The sequence below is a fragment of the Paracoccus sp. M683 genome (assembly GCF_007096355.1).
Taxonomy (GTDB): domain Bacteria; phylum Pseudomonadota; class Alphaproteobacteria; order Rhodobacterales; family Rhodobacteraceae; genus Paracoccus.
In genome coordinates, this window is the sequence record NZ_VKDF01000008.1 from 21,623 (window position 1) to 39,556 (window position 17,934).

Consider the following 17,934-nt stretch of genomic DNA (forward strand, 5'->3'; position numbering starts at 1 on the left):
ATGAGGGATGGAGCGGTCGGTCGATCGAGGGAAGTTGGTGGTCGCCACAGTTGCGAAACGCGAAGTACTAGCTGCGGAGACGGACATTCGCATGGATGGTCAGAGCTAACGCTAGAGGACACAAGCAGGGCATTGCTTTCGATAGTTGGGCGCGACACAATGTATCAACTCAGATAGTCATGAAGGCCAAAATGATCATTAAAGATCCGTCTTTAGTTGAGAATTTTCTATCGATCATTCGAGAGCAGCATAAAACCGGTGTCACGATTCGTGAGCCTTTGACGATGGGGAAGTCCGGCGCTTTCGTGGCCATAGTGGAATGTACAGGCGCCCTAGATGGAATACACATCTTGAAAGTCGACGTTCTTCCGACTGAATGGGATGGGGAGGGCAAACGACACAGGAAAGCTATCGCCGATGGAGCATTTTCAGGAAAACTTCCTCAGCTTGCATTGAGCCTAGAAGCGGACAGCCATTATTGTATGTTGATCAAATTGGCTGGCCAGTCCCGCATTATGTGGCGACCACTGGTTACTGATCACAAGCTGTTTCGTTCTGCCTATACGGAGTTTTCAAAAGTATCTTGGACACCGGCCTCATTTACCTTTGGCGACCAACAGACGATCGGTGAAGCGATCACAGCCCTTTTGGGGTACAAGCTATCTGTTGATCAGGGGGGGCGAATTCGCGCGCATACTTCGGAATTTATTTCTCCGGATATAGTTGATGAATCTCTGTTCATTCTTCATGGGAAAGTTTTGCCGAATCCGGTTGCCTTCGCCAAATCCGATCCGACTCGAACGGTGATCCGACCGCTCTTTGGCCCAACACATGGAGACTGTCATAGTCAAAATTTGTTTGTAAAAGCCGGTGAGAATGGCATTGTGCAAGACATAAATCTCATCGATTTCGCAACCTACCAATCTAGTGGATTCGTGTTTTTCGACCATGCTTATTTGGAGCTCGCAACCCTTCTGCGAACCTTCGACGGCCTTGGATTGGCACGCTGGCACAAGTTGGCCGAGGCGTTAGCCGAAGAGAAGGAAGTGGCCCAAATTGATCCCGGCGAGCGGGGTTGGCTCCAAGACATTTTGACTGCCCGGAAGACTACTACCGACCTCGCCTTCGAACAGTACCCGGATCGGCAGGATGATCTTAAGCTGCAGATGACTCTAGCGCAGGTTGGAGCCGGCTTGGCTTTTCTGCACAAGCTTCCTCGTGGCGGCAGCGGTTCGGGTGGACTTACTGCTTCGCAGTACAGCCTGAGCTTTGTTTGGGCAGCAGTCTTCCTCAAACAACTCTTCGACATGATTGGCAAAGAAGTGACGGGCTTGTTTCCCCGCGATACGGCGATCCCTTGGCCGAATAACCCGATACAAACTCCAAGTCCTGAGCCTCTATCATCCGAGCTTACTCTGCGATTTGACAATTCCGGCTTCAACATCCTCATTCTGGGTGCTGAACTCGATACGGTGCCTCCAGATATCGCGAGCGCGCCTTGGTCTTTGGTGGTCGATTTCCGAACGTTGGCCCCGACCGAAGGCGAGCAGCAGGCGAACTCCAGAGTGCCCCGTCAGTGCTGGCCTGGTCAACAGACACCGGATCTAAAAATTCTACAGCGCGGGTGCATTTGGTATTTCGCTAACGGGCGGAAGGACATTTCTGGTGTCGCTCCTACTGCTTCCACGACCGACTGGCGGAGAGCATACAAGCGTGATCTCGACCATTTGCTGGACGAAATTGCCAGGCTGCATTCGCCAAATGATGTTCATTGCCTAGTTCTCGCCAATGGCCTGTCCCAAGACATTACTCGGATGGTGATTGAGAGCATGGATATGGCGTTCCAGGAAACGCTTGCACCTATTAGCGTCGCTTCCGACCGACCTGAATTTTTCAAGATTGAAGGAGTTGAAATATCACAACTTCCTTTGGACACGATAATTTCAGACCTTGTTAGCAATCGCGCCGCCTCTCCTCGGGCGGTCGGCGATGCTCTACTTCCACGGCGAAATGCCGGATCAGTGGGTCTGGTTCCAGCTCCTGCCAATCTGCTTTCTCGTATCGCTCGGGATCTAACCTTGCTCTACCCCGCAAAGGCTCAAAGCTTTCCGCAAGGTCGTTCGTTCGGTATCGATTTCCGCCGTGGTATGCCGATTGAATGGGCCGAGCTGGCGCAACAACTCGACGTGCCGAGGGAAGCCGCGTTTGACGCTTATAGCGCGAAGATCCAAGAAGGACTCGAAGCTTCAAGCAACCGCACTGTCAACCTGTTTCATGAGCCCAGTTCAGGTGGAACCACGCTCGCTCGACGACTTGCTTGGAGTTTCATGGAGCGCGTGCCAACTGTCATTTTGGACCAAATCAGCCGTGATACATCTTCGCATCTGAGGGATGTGTTTCAATTTTGCTCGCTACCGGTATTGGTGGTAATGGAGACGTCCATTGTCACAGAGAGCGAGCGCGAGGGCCTCCTTCAGCAACTTCGAGAAGACAACACTAGGGCAGTGTTCTTGGCTGTTTCTCGATCCATCAAGAAGAGCGATTCCGACGGCGTTCTGTCCGGTAGGCTCAACGATGAGGAAACCAGCAAGTTCCTGACCGCATATCTTGAGCAAGTAGAAGAGCCCATTAGGCAGATCCAACTTCGGAAGCTCGCAAGCCAGCAGACACCTGACGAACAAAAAAGCCCGTTCTTTTTCGGCTTGACGGCATTCGGAGAGGGTTTTCTAGGTGTCCAGAAATTAGTTGAAGATGTAGTTAATAGAGCTAAAAGCGATGCGGCAATGGAACTTTTGGCCGACCTATCTCTTGTCAGCTACTACTACAGCGAGGGGTTTCCTGAGGCAGAATTCGATGAGCTATGCGATATTCTGAATGAAGGGGTGGCTCCTGTTGAAGATGATTCACTGTTCTTGCTGCGAACGGGCAGCCACATCCGTGTCTCTCATTCGCTCTTGGCAAGGGAGGTGCTGGCAAGGCTTGCCAGAAATGAGGATCGGTGGCATGCGGATATTTTACGTTTTTCAACCACTCTTTTATCTCACCTCCATAGACTTCGGAACAACGCTTCGGACAGAGTCCAGAGAATGGTTCAGTCATTGTTCATCACACGCGATACCGAGAGTGCGATCCTTGCAGACGTTGACATATCCGTTGGTGGGATCGGAAGCCGGAGGTTTTCCCAGCTAGTCAATGAAATCGGAAATGCGCAACTAGCCCGAAAGCTCTTTGAGCAAATTATAAGAATCTGGCCGAGAGAGCCACATTATAGCGCGCACTTTGCTCGCCATTTGATGTACGAGGACCCCAAGGATATTGATGAAGCGGTGCAGAAAGCAAAGTTCGCTGAACTACTACCGGACGCGGAAAGTGATGCTACACTGATTCATGTCGCAGGAATGGCCCATCGGATCCGCATGGAGCAGATCCTTAATGAAGCAATCCAACAGCACATTCCTATGTCCGCAGTAGAAAATGCAGTTCAGGCCGACTTTTCTGAAGCGATCATGCGGTTCGAGCGGTCTACACGGATCAAGACATCGAATGAGCATGGTTTGGTTGCGACCATTCAGACGATCTCGATTCTACTTCGGCGATCGATGCATCTTTCCGGTGTTAATAATTTCTCGACCTTCCTGACTACGCGTCCTTCAGGCTTCTACATGGATGCTCTCTCTCTTGCAGAAGAGAGTATCGATCTATTGAGAAATCGGCCGAGGATATCAATCCGCGCCGAAAAAACCATCGCCGAATGGCACAATGTCTACGGTAACACAGATAGGGTGGTTTCGGACCTTAGGGCATTGGCGGTTCGTCACGAAGACCTTGACGTGCGTCGCGCATTGTGTGCCGCGATGATCGCGCGTGCGAAGCACAAATGGCGATCAATGAACCAAAGTGATCTTCGTACAGTTGCGTTAATGATGGAAAAGAATATTAATCAAAAAGGGGTTCGCGATGGGGACATTCGACGTTGGTTCTCAGCGTATCGCAACCTGAACACGTTCGACGAAACAGTCGCGACTCAACGGCTGATCGATTGGCATGGCATTAGTCCAAACTCCGTTGAGCCGGCATACTACCTGTTTGCTCTATACGTCTTACGTTTCCTGAGCTCCCAAGGCTCGCGAGAATCACTGGCGACTGAAGTCATCCGCTGGAACCAAGTTTGCCAGAACAACCGACCTTACGGAAGCCGGTCGTGGTCCTACGATTGGCTTGAAAGGGCTGGAAAAAGCTTCAGGCTGGCACATTTCAAGAACGACTTAGATATAGACCCGCCTTCCATGATCAAAGGGGCAAAGCCAGCAGACCTCGCGAAACTAGAAGCCCAACTAGTGCGCGTGGAGGGCATTTTTCGAGGTTACCTGGGGCCGCAGTTCGCCAACCTCGATCTGGGATTCAACCTTTTTGCCAAGATCACTCCGCTTGACCGACTGTCAAAAGATGACGAAGGGAAGCGAATTTCTGCATTCATTTCGTTTTCCTATGACGGGTTGATTGGTTGGGATCCGAAGCTTGTTCAGAGCTAAATACTCGAACGTTGGAACTGAGCGATGAGATTGAGACTGTGAGGGCTAACTTCTCCTTTGCCCTCCGCATCGCCCTTTTGAATCTGGCCTAGTCGATCACGGCGGGCGACTGCCCGCTGTGAACTACATTTGCCGAAGACGATCGTAAATTTGCCGACGTTAGCCTTGGCCTACGATTTGGTGTCTACGGTATACGCGCCCGCCAATGTGCGGCGACCGCTGCCTGCACAATTCTGCCGGTCTGGGTCAACACTGCGAATGCCCGCTCTCCGCCCGTTACGGGTGTCGGGGAGGCATGATGCCGCGGAGTGTGTGAACGGCCGCTTTCCCAGGTTTGCTGCAGATGCCATGCTGCGCTGCCGTCAGGCAGCTTCCCGCCCTTTTCGACGCTTTCCCTCTGGCCTCGACGGGATTATTCGGTGCAGATAGTGTCATGAATCATTTCCTTTTGACCGCAATGAAAACAAATAATTCTTGACATGAACACCTTGCGCGCAACGCGTCGCTCGTGTGGACTGACACAAGCCTCAGTCGCAGCCTCGGCCGGGATCAGCCTGCCGACGCTGCGGGCGCTTGAGCGGGGTGAGGGTGGTGTGCGGGCGTTGGCCGCGGTGATGGCGGTGCTGGATCTGCGCTGGGGCTGGGCGCCGGACCGGGTGCAGGCGGCGCGGGCTTTGGCTGATCGGCGGCGGGCGCGAGGGCTGAGCCAGGCGCAACTGGCCGATCGGATCGGGGTCAGCCGACCGGTTGTCATTGCGCTCGAACGAGATCTGGGCGCGACGGTCGCGACGCTGGTCAGGGCGGCGGCGGTGCTTGGCGTCAGGTCGGTGCTACGTGCGGCTCCCTCGGGACGCGGTGGTCTGGTGCCTGCGACAAATGCGCCAGCGCAGGATCTGGTCATGACGCCGCCGGAGCTGGCGACAGCGGTGATCGGGCATTTCGCCGGGCGGATGACGGGCATGGTGCTGGATCCGTCCAGAGGGCAGGGGGCGTTTTACGACCGCTTCCCGCACCATCTGGCGCGGGATTGGTGCGAGATCACCGAGAACCGCGATTTCCTGGACTGGCAAGATCCCGTCGACTGGGTGATGACCAATCCGCCCTGGTCGCGGCTGCGCGATTTCAGCCGCCATGCCATGCGGATCGCGCCGAACATCGTCTGGCTGGCGCCGCTGACCAATCTGACGACCAGGGCGCGGCTGCGAGATCTCGACGAGGCCGGGTTCGGCATTGCCGAGCTGGTGCTGATCGACACGCCGAAGGACTGGCCGCAGAGCGGCTTTCAACTGGTCGCGGCATGGTTGCGCAAAGGGCACAGCGGCGGCTGGTCGGTGAGGCGGCTGGCCGGTTAGACCGTTAGCCGGGCGACATCGCCCGGGGATGCGATCATGGACCCGACATGCCTTCATCGGGTGTATCGTCCTGCAGGGCGTCATCATCCGCGTTGACATCAAACCGGAGGGTATACAGGAACTCTTCGGCTTCGGCTTCGGCTTCGGCTTCGGCTTCGGCTTCGGCTTCGGCTTCGGGGATGCGCCTAGGTTTGGCCTTGAGGGCCAATTTCGCGCGAAAGTCGTCCCAGTCCGTTTCGTCCTCGAACCAGGGCAGCGGCTGGTCGGCATCGACCTTGGATGCGCCCTCGTCTGGCACCGGCGGCTCTGCGCCGTCGCGGGCATCGGGCACCATGTCCGCGTCCGCGTCTTTCGCCGCATCCTGCTTGGCGCGCAGCAGCTTCAACTCCGCCTGAACGATCCTGTCCATATCCTCGCTGCGCCCGGCGATTTCGATCCCGGCGGCGAAGGCCAGCCGCGTCGCATTGCGCAGGAAGGCCGCGTCACCGCGGACCGAGATGCCGGACCAGCGCTTCAGCTGCGCCTGGGCGATCATCAGGCGGATGGTGTCATGGCTGCGGCTGTGGGCTTTCAGCCGGATCTCCTGATCCTCGACCGAGGATCCGTCCTGCAGCCAGATCCGGCGCTTGCGATAATCGACGAAGCGCAGCTTTGCGATCAGATCCTCGGGCAGGCGGGCCTCGTCGAAACTCGGGCGCCGGGGCTTGGTGCGGGTGTCTGGTTGGCGACCTAGCGTAGGAAGGGGAGGCGACCAGGCGCAGGTCGTCCCTTCGATCTCATCCTCCGCGTCGGGTTCGGGATCCGGCGCTTCCTCCGGCCAGCCAAGCCGTTCGCGATGATGCGCCGCCCGCAATGCGCGCAGCCGGTCCAGCGTCGCTGCCGCGCCGCGCATGTCGCGCCGTTGGGGTGGCAGGCCGCCATCATTCCAGCCGCATTCCTCCAGCCAGGCGGGCGAGGTGAAGCGCTGATCGAACAGATCGCCGCACAGCCGGATCGCCTTGGCATAGCGGTTGGGCGCGTTTCGGAGGCCGCCGCGTTCGGGAGGCAGCAGGCATTCGACCGAGATGTAATTCTTGCCCTTGCGCTTGATCCGGTGGCCCTGAGCCTCCAGCCAGGCCAGAACGTCGTTGCGGCTGGCAATGCGACCGCGCTCGATCTCCATGCCGACGGCCATGTCCAGTTCCTCGCGGATGTCGAAGATGGGATTGCCCTCGATATCTCGCGCCGGGCTGCTGATCACCGATCCCGGCAGCTTCAGGTGGCGATGGCGTTCCGGCGCCAGCGGGTCGGCCCAGCCATGGCGATGGTTCCAGCTGTCGCGGAACGCCTCCCAGAGCGCGATGCCTACCTTTTCCGGCGGCCTGGGGTTGATCGAACGCGCCACGCGCCGCATCCAGTGCGGCTTGGGCAAGATCGAGGAGCTGCCGTCCGGGCCGCGACGCGCCGTCTATTCGGCGAACTGACAGGCCACGCCGCTGGGGACACCCCCGTCATCCCCGGCGGCAAGGCAGGGTCTATTCGGAAAGATGGTCGATGATCGCATTGCAGAGCGCGCCGTCGGCAACGCGGTCGAAGGCCGCGAACATCGGCTGCGAATTGACCTCGAGGAAAACCAGCGATCCATCGGCATCGGTCATGAAATCGGCGGCCGCGAAATCCAGTCCCAGCCTGTTGCACAGCCGTGTCAACGCCGCGCCTTCCGGCTGGGGAACCTCGACCTGCGTCAGGGTGACGTTCCGACTTTGCCTGTAATCAAGGTCTGGCGATTCCAGCCTGAACGCCAGCAGCCGCGTCGCAATGCGGTAGATCCGCGTTTCTGGCCGGTCCAGCCGTCGCTGGATGAACCGAGGATATTCGGCCATCACAGGGTTCGCGCCGACCGGCACGGTGTATTCGCCCCCCGCCACGGGTTTCTGGATGTGGGGACCCGGCAGGCTTTGCGGATCGACCGGGTGGCTGTCAATGACGGTTGGGGGGATCCCAAGACCACAGGCGCTGGCGTCCAGCATGTTCCCGATCTTGTTTGTTTCGCGCAAGGGATACAGGCGGTTGAAGACCCGGATCCAAGGCTGGCTGACCACCCAGCCGCGCACCGCCTGATACCAGTTGAGCGCGGCGGCGGACGCGCCGACGACATCCTCGGTCGGATACAGGAAGACATCATGGCGCAGAAAGCATCCGGCTGGACTGACCGGATCTCCGTCAACTTCAAGCCGACGCCGGACAAGATCAATGCGCAGCCGGGGATTGGCATCAGGCCCGATCCTCAGGTCGATGAACGGGATATCGCGTGCCACGAGCCGGTCGGTCAGGACGCCGATGTTGGGATCATGTCTGCCGCCAAAGATCAGGATCATGCTGTCCGCCCATGCGGCGTGCCGACGCCTTGCGCCCACGGCACGGAAAAGGTGCGGGCGCGCACCCCGTCAAAGGCGCGCGCCCGTCGGAGGTGTCAGAGATGCAGGCCTGCGTCCAGCGGAACGCCCTGCCGTTCACGGGGATCTTCCTCGCCCATCGCGAGAGTCGTGAAGATCGGCCCGCGGCACCCGCCATCCTCTTCGCCCACCGCCATCGTCGTCAGAATACGGCCGCCCGAGACACGGTCGCAATCCGCCTCCGACAGCGCGTTCAGTTCTTGGTCGTCTTGCTTCACCGGTTCATCCTCCTGATTCACGGCCAGACTGGAGCAGGTTCGCGCAAGGCACCGCCGCGTTCAATTGGCCCCATGGACTAGACAGATGCCTGACTGGCCTAGGACAGGCGGCCTGCCTTTTGGTCTTTTGTGCTGGCTGTCCTTCCAGCCCTTGTGGTGCCCCCGCTCATCGCGACCAACTGGCCGACCAGAACCTGTGCTGCTGGACCGTTGCCCTGATGCGCGCGACCAACCTGGCAACGATTGTCGCCGGTGAGTCGATCTGGGTTGTCGCAAGGCATGCAGGCCCAAGCCGTGTCGTGAATGGGGTGGAAACCTCATCTCGGCGCGCTTCGGACATGGGATCCTGGCTCCGGCCTGGCTGTGAGGCCGAGGGATCACGGCTTAAGCGGATGAATCCCCCTTCGTTGACGCAGCCTGCCTGTGATCCTACCTAATGGTCTCGAATTTGTGCCACAGGTGATTTATAGCCAAGCGTTCTTCCAACAACAAAATTGTCCGGTCCAAGTTGGACGGGCTGACACTTCACGTCTACAAGCCGTCACGCAAGATCGAAGGACTGCTGGTGGTCCTGCATGGGAACAGCCGTAACGCCGCCGACTATTGCCGTTCTGCCATGGCGCTGGCCGATGAACGGGCATTGATGGTGATCGCGCCGCATTTCGACGCACGGCGCTTTCCACCCAGCAGCTATCATCGCGGCAATCTTGTGGACCGTCGGCAGCATCCGCGACCGCCTTCCGAATGGACCACGCGCTTTGTGCCCCGGATCATCGAATGGGGCGCCTCGCGATGCGAGTTTAGCGGGATTCCGGTGTATCTTGTGGGGTTCTCGGCAGGGGCGCAGTATCTGTCGCGCGTGGCCGCGTTCGAGCGTTTGCCGGGTGTCGTGTCGATTGTCATCGCCAGTCCGTCAAGCCATGTCCTGCCTCTGCTGGGTCTTCCCCCCCAGGGCGAACGGGTGCCTTACGGAATGACCGGACTCGTGGACGATCCCGAGACGGCGCGTCAGATGCTGAAAGCTTACCTGCGGCGGCAGATCACGCTTTATATCGGCTCCGAGGACGACGATCCACGCGACCCGCTTCTGACCCGCAACCCCGCGGCGCTGCGGCAGGGTCGTGATCGGCTGGAACGTGCCTTCTTTACCTATCAGACCGCGCGGACCAACGCCAAAAGGCACGGCTGGACGTGCAACTGGCGACTGATCGTCGAAGCCGACATCGGCCACAGCCCGAAGCGCCTGCTGTCGCCGCAGCGGTTCACCGACGTCTTTGCTGTGGCCGAGACCGCAGACTGTTGACGCGGCGCCATCCGCCGCCCATCTGCAAGGACAATGCCTTCACCCGGAGATGTCCATGCCGCGCCTACCGACCTTAGCGTTCCTTGTCCTGGCCCTGGCGGCGCCGCTGGCGGCACGGCCCGCCCAGGCGGACACCTTGCAGGAAAGCGTGGCCGAGATTGATGGAAGCTCGATCAGGATCTATACCTATCATCCGGGCAACTGCGCCGAGCCTGCCTTCCTGTTCGTCTTTCACGGCAACGGGCGTGGGGCAAAATCCTATGCAAACTCTGCGCGAGAGATCGCCGACCGAGCCTGCCTTCTGGTGGTCGCCCCGCTGTTCGACGAGGATCGGTTCTCCTCGGCCGATTACCATCGCGGCGGGATCGCCGATGACGGACGCGTCAAGCCCCGGTCTGACTGGACGACTGGAATGGTCGATGACCTGATCCGCTGGGCCGAAGCCCATGAGGGCCGCAAGGGCCAGGACATCTATCTGTTCGGGCATTCGGCGGGGGGGCAGTTCCTGTCCCGCGTTGCCGCCTATGACCTGCCGGACGAGGTGGACCGCGTGGTGATCGCCAACCCGTCCACCTATGTGCTGCCGACCGAAGACGAGGCCGCTCCCTACGGTTTCGCCGGTTTCCCGTCCGGCAGTGCGTCCGACATGATGCGCGACTATCTGGCTGCGCCGATCACGATATTTCTGGGCGAAGACGATGTCACCAGCAAGGACCTGACCCGCGGTGTGCAGCCCGACCGCCAGGGTCGCAATCGGCTGGACCGGGGACAGCGAACCTATGACATGGCGAAAGCCGTGGCGGAAAGGAACGGCTGGCCCTTCAACTGGCGGATCGTCAAGGCCGATGGCATCGGCCATTCGGGTCGTGGGATGTTGCAGTCGAACGACCTGGTGGACGCCCTGCGCTGACGCGGGCGCCGTGGTCAGACCGGGCCGGAATACGCGGACGGGCGGGCGGCGGCGGCGGCATGGAACAAAGCGAACGCATAGATCTCTGCCTCGATCGAACGCTCGCGCCGCTGGCTGCGGGTCGGCACCAGCGTCTCTGCCAGGATATGCCCGCGCTGTTGCAAGACTGCCATTGCACCCTTCACACCCCACATCACGCTGGTTGCCAACCCGCCGGCAGCAAGATGCGCGGCGACCGCCGGTTCCTCGGGGTTCTGGCAGACCAGCACGACACGCTGTAGCGGCAGCCTGGTCAGCAACTCGTCGGTAAACCATGCCCCGGCAGGGGTGACGAAGGGACCCGTGGGATTGAGAGCAAGCAGCAACTCGATCCCGCGCGACGCGATGGGGTCGGCCTGGTCTTCCTCAAGCAGCATGGCCACGCCATCGGTGCGCAGCAGCCCGGCCCCCTTGCCGACCATCCGCCGCAGCGAGGCCGCCACGACCAGTGCCTGCACGACCGGATCGCGCCGAAGCTGCGCGGCACCCCGGCTGTTTCGATGTCCCTGCACGTCGACCGGGCGGCCGTCAATGAACGCACCTTTCTTCAGCGCCGCGCCGGTGACGAAACCCGATTCGCCAAACAGCCGGGCGGCGACCTGTGCCCCGGCATCCGTAAAGCGGTCGCCCGCGAACAGCAGGGTGGGAAGAAACGCCGCGTCCGGCGAGGGATAAAGATGGTCGATGATGGAACCCGACACATCCCGCGGGGTGCCGTGGCTTGGCCAATGGTGCATGCCCAGTCCCGGACGCGCGTTCACCTCGAGCACCTTGCCCCCTGTCTCGCGCCAGGACCGCGTGATGTCGGGCGTCACGAAGTCGATTCCCGCTACGGCAAGCCCGATGGCCTCTGCACATTGTTTCGCCAGCCGCAGGTTGTCGGGATGGGTCTCGTCCGTCACGTCGAAGGTCACGCCTCCGGTGGCGACATGACCGTGCGAGCGCAGTCGGACACTGCGACCTTCTGCCGGGACGGCGGCGAGCGACAGCCCCTGCGCGGCAAGTTCCTGTTCCAGCGGGCCGTCGATCAGGACCGGGGACAGGCGGATGTCGTCCCGTTCGGGCAGGGCATTCAGGCGGGCGATCAGGGTTGCCACATCGTCCTGGCCGTTGCCTGTCACCTCGGGCGGGGTGCTGTGGATCACCCCCACGCAACGACCGCCGACGACGATCATGCGATAATCGGTGCCTGCGACCATCTCCTCGGCGATCACGCCCGAGCCTTCGCTGTCGGCGCGCTCATAGGCGCTGCGGGCCGTCTCGGCATCGGTGATGCCGACCGTCACGCCCCGCCCCTGATTGCCCCTCAGGGGCTTGAGGACGATCTGCCCGCCCAGCTCAGCCACGGCCGCCACGGCCTCGTCCGGCGATGCAAGACCCATCTGCCGCGGCACCGGCAGGGCCAGCCGCGCCAGTTGCCGGTTGCTGTGCCGCTTGTCCAGAGACAGCTTGGTCGAGCTGAACGAGGTCGTCCCGGACAGCGAGGAATACAGATGCTGCTGCCGCGCGCCCTCGCCCAGAACAAGGTGCTGGCCAGAGATCATCTCGACCGGCAGCCCGCGGCGTTCTGCCGCCATCCGCAGCAATGCGGTCGAACCTGTCAGGCGGCGGCGCGAGGCACGGCGAAACAGCCTGGCCCGGGCTTTGTCATAGGCGGCCATGTCGCCTGAAACGAGACCGCGCAATCCCGCCAGCGCAGCCTGGGGCAGTTCGAGCGCCAGATCGCCAAGCTGCGAGTCCCACCAGATCACCACGTCATGCGCGCCGGTGCCGACCACCCCGTACAGATCGACCGGCTTGACGCTGTAGATCACGCGGCGAAGCTCGCTTTCCAGCGTCATGATGGCGGCAACAAGAAACTGGATCGCCTGGGCGTTGCCCGCATCCAGATGCGCGCGCACCGCCTGATGATCCGGCCACGCCGTGAGAGAGCCGGGATGATTCGGAAATGCGGCCTCGAATCGGCTATAATCGACATTCTGAATCCGGGCGAGGTCTGTATTTAATACTGCCAGGCTGACCTCACAGACCGCGACGGGCAGTCCCGCAAACATATTACCATGAAGATTATGTGATAAATCGGTAAAGGGAGACATAATATACAAATCACTTGTTGTTGCGGCACACCGCCATTATGCGCATTTTCAGGCCATGTTGAGCGGAATCTTGCCTCGTCGGCAGGATCATGCCTGTTGCGTGTTCTACCATTATTCTCTTATGGTGCTCGTTAAGGTTCGTTAATAACTCTCCCGGTAGCTGACTGGGACGCCTTCCAGTCTTTTGTGTTGGAGTAAAGGCATGGTCATGCAAACCCTGAAAACGTCGCGGGCAAGTAAGGCAAAGCGGGCGTTCAGCACCCGTCGCGTTCCAAGGTCGGCAATGAAGACGCTGCTGACCGGCATGTTCACCCCGCAGCCTGGTGATCTTGTGCTGGCGCGGGTCGAACAGATCGGAAATCACACAAAGCTGGAACTGACGGACGGCCGCCGCGCGCTGATGTTCCCCGGCGACGAGATCGTGGTCTGCTACGGCAACCGTTATGCACCCGACCAGTTCGAATCCACCGTTCCCGTGGACATGTCCCCCTGCGATCTGGTCGCCGCCGGCGGCATCGCATCGCGAGAGATGACCCGCCACCAGCGCATGAAGACTCCGACCCAGATCGTGCCGCTTGGCCTTGTCGGCGATGCATCGGGACGTCGTCTGAACGTCATGGATTTCCGCGTTCAGGCGTCCGAGCATGTTCCCGAGCTTCCCGCCGTTCTGGCCCTCGGCACGTCGATGAATGCGGGCAAGACGCTGACAGCAACCTCGATGGTGCGCGGGTTCAAGCGGGTCGGACTTAAGGTTGCGGCGCTCAAGATCACGGGCACCGGTGCCGGCGGCGACATGTGGATCGTCCGCGATGCGGGCGCGGACATTTCGCTGGATTTCACCGACGCCGGCTATGCCAGCACCTATCTGGTGTCGATCCCGGAAATCGAGGCGCTGACCTATCGGCTGATGAATTACGCCGCCGCGCAGGGCGCCCAGGTCGCCGTGATCGAGATCGCCGACGGTCTGCACCAGTTGGAGACGTCTCAGCTGATCCGCAGCAGCAGGATCCTGGATCTTGCCGTCGGCACCATGTTTGCCTCCTATGACGCGATGGGGGCGGCCAGGGGCGTGCAGGAACTGCTGGACGCCGGTCACCATGTCCTGGGTCTCAGCGGCCAGTTGGGCCGTGCGCCGCTTGGCGTGCGCGAAGCCGAGGCGGCAACCGGGATGCGCGTCTATTCACCCTGGGAAATTCAGGACGGCGCACTGATCCCGCTGGTGCGGGAACGTGCCGCCGCCAGGCTGGAACAGACGGGCGGCAAGAACCCCTGCCTGCGGAACCTTGCCGGTGCGGTTGTGCCGGGGACAATGGCGCTTGGCAACCTTCTTCCCCTGCTTGGCAGCGGCCGCGCCATCGGCCCGCGGTCGAATGCCGCGACGCTGGCGCGCACAGTGCTGACTTTGGCAGCACAGACGGTGATGCAGGCCGAAGCGGACCATCTGTGCGGCGTCGGACCCGGCAACAAGGGCGGCAAGCGTCGCGACTGGCGCAATGGCTCTCATCTGGTCGAATGGTTCACCGAAATCGGTCGAATCGATTTGCAGATGCCGCGACTGAAAAAATCGAAATATGAACCCAAGTTCATCGCCAAGGCCGAGGTTCCAGCCGACCGGTTGCAAGCGATTCTTGCGACGGACACGGACGAGCTTCCTGCCGCAGTGACGGCGCTGCTGTCCAGCCTGACCCGCACGCGGGTCAGTTCGCAGCGTGTGGGCGATCTGATAACGGACATCACGGAAGCCATCGCCTCGCTGGCGCCGCCTGCTCTTGGGGTTCAAATATCGTCCCCGTCGGCGCCGGTCAGCCTTTGGCCCATTCCGCGCAGTTCACCTGCCTCGGCGACGGCCACCGAGGATGACGAGCTGCGCGAGGCCGATCTGAGCGAATCGCTTCTGGAACGCCGCTCGGCCTGATCCCGTTTTGCTGCCGGTCTCTTGCGTCCCGAGGCCGGCACATCAGGCAGCAGTAGGATAACACATGAGCGCTCGCCGCAAACCGGGAAGCGGAACAGTCATATCGGCAATGTGGATTGTCTCGACGCCAGGTCTGGTCGCCGTGGCGGTTTTCACGACGGTCTTCAACCTGCTCAAGTTCGCCACGCCGCTTTATCTTCTGCAGGTTCTGGACCGGGTGCCGGCCAGCCGCAGCATCGAAACGCTGGTCATGCTGACCATCGCAGTGCTGATCGCCGTGTTCTGCGGGCTTGCCCTGGACATCGTGCGCCGGCGGATGCTGGTGCGGTGGTCCAACTGGATCGAGGTCCATCTGGCCCCCCGCATTCTGCACCAGGGCCTGTCCGAGGGTCGCCATGGCCGGTCCGAACAGGATACGACGCGCGGACTTTCCGACGTCAGCAAGCTGAGGGGGTTCGTCTCTGATTCGCTCGCGTCATGGCTTGATGTCGTGTTCGCGCCGCTGTTCTTCCTGGCGACCTTTTTTGTCCACCCCGTTCTGGGGATGGTGTCCCTCGGTGCGCTGGTGCTGCTGGTCATCGTCTCGTTCGTGGCCGACGCCGTCACGCGCGATTCCCGTCGCGCTGCGGGCGATGCGGGGCGCGAGGCCGGTTCGATCCTGAGCGTCGCGGAACAGAACCGCGAAAGCGTCGGCGGACTGGCGATGGCAGACGCGCTTGCGGACCGCTGGCGCGCAGCCAGCACCTCGCAGGTCGAGGAGCGCAATACGTCTCGGGGCATGCAGGTCACCTTCAGGGCGATCCAGAGCACCCTGAGCCAGCTTCTGCGGATCGCGATGATCGCGGTCGGCATCTGGCTGGTGGTGCAGGGAACCTTGTCCCTGGGAGGCATGTTCGCGGCTCGTGTGCTTGCCGGGTTCGGCTTCACTCTGGCTGAACGGGCACTTGGCAAATGGCGCAACCTGCGAGAGACGCTGACCGCCTATCGCGCCATCCGCAAGCGCCTGACGATCACCGATGTCAGCACCATCTCGATCCTGCCGGATGTCGAAGGCCACGATATCATCGCTGACAGCGTCAGCTTCCGCTATCCCGGTGAACGCCGGGATTTGTACCGACGGCTATCGTTCCGCCTGCCGCCGGGGCGGATGCTTCTGGTCAGCGGCGGCGCGGGTGTCGGCAAGTCGACATTGTCGCGGCTGATGGTCGGTGTGCTGACGCCACGGGACGGACAGATCAGGCTGGGCGATGTCGACATCTCGCGACTGCCGTCCGAACTGCGTGCGCGGTTGATAAGCTATCTTCCCCAGCATACCGAAATCTTCGAGGGCACCGTGCGCGAGAACATCGCCCGGATGGAGGTGGGCGACCTGACCGAGGTCATGGCAGCGGCCAAGCTGGTCGGCATCCACGAGACGCTGATCCATTTGTCCAAAGGATATGACACGATGATCGGACCGGATTATCCCGCCCTGTCCGGCAGTCAGCGAAAGCGTATCGCAATGGCGCGCGCCTTTTACGGCAAGCCGCGTTTGATCGTGCTTGACGAGCCTGTCGCCAACCTCGACCGCCCCTCGCGCCGGATCATGGAGGCCGCGCTGGCCGATCTCAAGGCCGGGGGGGCATCGCTGGTGGTCACGCAGTCGATCCATTCCGAACAGCTTGCCCGGATGGCCGACGAGATCCTGACCCTCACCGATGGCAAACACGACCTGCAAACCGCCGCCAACAGGGCGGACAACGCCAGCAGCGACAAGGTCCGGAGGATCAAATGAGCGTCGAGACCCAAGCGATTCCCGCCTGGCTGCGCCCAGATCTCGAGGATCGGCGCCCGTTCGGCCGTCGGCTTGCGATCATCGGCTTTGCCGTGATCCTGATCTCGGGAAGCGCATTTTACGGCTGGGCCTCGACGGCACCCGTCGCCGGTGCGGTCATCGCGCCGGGGGTCATCAACGTTGATTCCAACGTCCGGGCCGTCCAGCATCTGGAAGGCGGGATCATCGGCGAGATCCTGGTGCGAGAGGGCGATCAGGTGCAGGCCGGCCAGGTGCTGGTGCGGCTTGACGATACCGCCGCCAGATCCAGCCGGAACGAGCTTCTGGGCCAGTATTACGAAGGTCTTGCGATCGACGCACGGCTGACCGCCGAGCAGAACGGGGCAGAGCGCATCGAGTTTCCGACCGAGTTGACCGACCGCTTCGGCGACGCGGCCATCAAGCGCGCGATGGCCGGGCAGGAGGAGATATTCGCTTCTCGCCGCAGCCTTCTTGAAGAACGGGTCGCCATCGGCGATCGCACCCAGCAGCAGTTGCAAAGCGAAATCGGCGGACTGAAAAACCAGATCGTCTCGTCCCGGACACGGCTCGACCTGCTTAACGAAGAGCGCGAGATCGTGGAGCAGTTGCTTGCCAAGAATCTGGTCTCGAACAATCGCCGCCTGAATCTGCAAAGTTCGATCGCCGAGATCGAAGGGCAGATCGCCGGATACGAGGCGGCAATCGCTTCGGCCGAGCAGAAGATCGAGGCGGAACGCCTGCGGACCGCCGACCTGCGCAACACCCAGGCCACCGAGGTGGTCGAGGAACTGCGGGCGGTGCGCACCAGGAACTATGAACTGAGCGAGCGTCTTCGCACCGCCGAAAACATTCTTGACCGCAGCGAAATCCGTGCGCCTGTAGCCGGTGTCGTCAATGGCCTGCAGGTTCATACCGTCGGCGGCGTGATCGCGGCAGGCCAGACCGTGATGGACATCGTGCCGGTCAGCGACAAGCTTGTCGTGCTGGCAACCATCGACCCGCTGGACATAGACCAGGTGCGCCCGGACATGGCGGCGCAGGTATGGCTGTCGGCGCTGAACCGGCGCACCGACCGCCCGCTGGAGGGGCGCGTGACAACCGTGTCGGCTGACCGCCTGACCGACCCGGCCACCGGCGCGTCGTATTACCAGGCGCGGGTCCAACTGGACCCGGCCTCGTTGCAGGACCAGCCGGTTGCAATCCAGGCCGGCATGGCGGCCGAAGTGATGATCCGCACGTCCGATCGCACGGCATGGGATTATCTTCTGTCTCCGATCGCCCACTTCCTGCAGAACAGCCTGCGGGAAGGATGAACAATATATTGATTTTCGAGGAGGGT

The 17,934-nt window shown here is 61.0% G+C and carries 11 protein-coding genes; 7 read left to right on the forward strand and 4 right to left on the reverse strand.

Going from position 1 to position 17,934, the window contains the following annotated elements; all coding sequences use genetic code 11:
* Window positions 1–179 precede the first annotated feature (179 nt).
* Window positions 180–4,532: a hypothetical protein gene (locus tag FNJ84_RS14715; protein ID WP_221931986.1), complete on the forward strand. Its 4,353-nt coding sequence runs from the start codon at window positions 180–182 to the stop codon at window positions 4,530–4,532.
* A 479-nt stretch (window positions 4,533–5,011) separates the two neighbouring features.
* On the forward strand, window positions 5,012–5,884 hold the full coding sequence (locus tag FNJ84_RS14720) for a helix-turn-helix transcriptional regulator (RefSeq protein ID WP_143793969.1): 873 nt from the start codon (window positions 5,012–5,014) through the stop codon (window positions 5,882–5,884).
* 34 nt (window positions 5,885–5,918) lie between these two features.
* Here FNJ84_RS14720 and FNJ84_RS14725 read toward each other — a convergent pair whose 3' ends face one another.
* From FNJ84_RS14725 to FNJ84_RS14735, 3 genes are all read right to left on the reverse strand, one after another.
* Window positions 5,919–7,268, reverse strand: coding sequence for an LPD7 domain-containing protein (locus tag FNJ84_RS14725; protein ID WP_143793970.1), 1,350 nt, complete (start codon window positions 7,266–7,268; stop codon window positions 5,919–5,921).
* Window positions 7,269–7,398: 130 nt separating this feature from the next.
* The gene (locus tag FNJ84_RS14730; protein ID WP_143793971.1) at window positions 7,399–8,241 is read right to left on the reverse strand and encodes a hypothetical protein; all 843 of its coding nucleotides are present in this window, start codon (window positions 8,239–8,241) and stop codon (window positions 7,399–7,401) included.
* Window positions 8,242–8,336: 95 nt separating this feature from the next.
* A complete protein-coding gene (locus FNJ84_RS14735) occupies window positions 8,337–8,537 on the reverse strand; it encodes a hypothetical protein (RefSeq protein ID WP_143793972.1) in 201 nt (66 codons plus the stop codon).
* A gap of 508 nt (window positions 8,538–9,045) precedes the next feature.
* On the opposite strand from FNJ84_RS14735, the gene FNJ84_RS14740 reads away from it, so the two are divergent.
* Window positions 9,046–9,840 (forward strand): alpha/beta fold hydrolase, encoded by a 795-nt coding sequence (locus tag FNJ84_RS14740; RefSeq protein WP_185968544.1) that lies wholly within the window; start codon window positions 9,046–9,048, stop codon window positions 9,838–9,840.
* Window positions 9,841–9,895: 55 nt separating this feature from the next.
* A complete protein-coding gene (locus FNJ84_RS14745) occupies window positions 9,896–10,750 on the forward strand; it encodes an alpha/beta hydrolase (protein WP_143793974.1) in 855 nt (284 codons plus the stop codon).
* Between the two features lie 14 nt (window positions 10,751–10,764).
* Here FNJ84_RS14745 and FNJ84_RS14750 read toward each other — a convergent pair whose 3' ends face one another.
* Window positions 10,765–12,690: an ATP-grasp domain-containing protein gene (locus FNJ84_RS14750; protein WP_185968545.1), complete on the reverse strand. Its 1,926-nt coding sequence runs from the start codon at window positions 12,688–12,690 to the stop codon at window positions 10,765–10,767.
* A gap of 478 nt (window positions 12,691–13,168) precedes the next feature.
* Here FNJ84_RS14750 and FNJ84_RS14755 point away from each other — a divergent pair, with 478 nt between their 5' ends.
* The 3 genes from FNJ84_RS14755 (at window position 13,169) to FNJ84_RS14765 (ending at window position 17,908) form a co-directional block, all read left to right on the forward strand.
* A complete protein-coding gene (locus FNJ84_RS14755; RefSeq protein ID WP_143793976.1) occupies window positions 13,169–14,800 on the forward strand; it encodes a transposase in 1,632 nt (543 codons plus the stop codon).
* Between the two features lie 64 nt (window positions 14,801–14,864).
* On the forward strand, window positions 14,865–16,574 hold the full coding sequence (locus FNJ84_RS14760; RefSeq protein ID WP_143793977.1) for a type I secretion system permease/ATPase: 1,710 nt from the start codon (window positions 14,865–14,867) through the stop codon (window positions 16,572–16,574).
* Window positions 16,571–17,908 (forward strand): HlyD family type I secretion periplasmic adaptor subunit, encoded by a 1,338-nt coding sequence (locus tag FNJ84_RS14765; protein ID WP_143793978.1) that lies wholly within the window; start codon window positions 16,571–16,573, stop codon window positions 17,906–17,908. Before FNJ84_RS14760 ends, FNJ84_RS14765 begins: the two co-directional genes overlap by 4 nt.
* The last annotated feature ends 26 nt before the right edge of the window (window positions 17,909–17,934 follow it).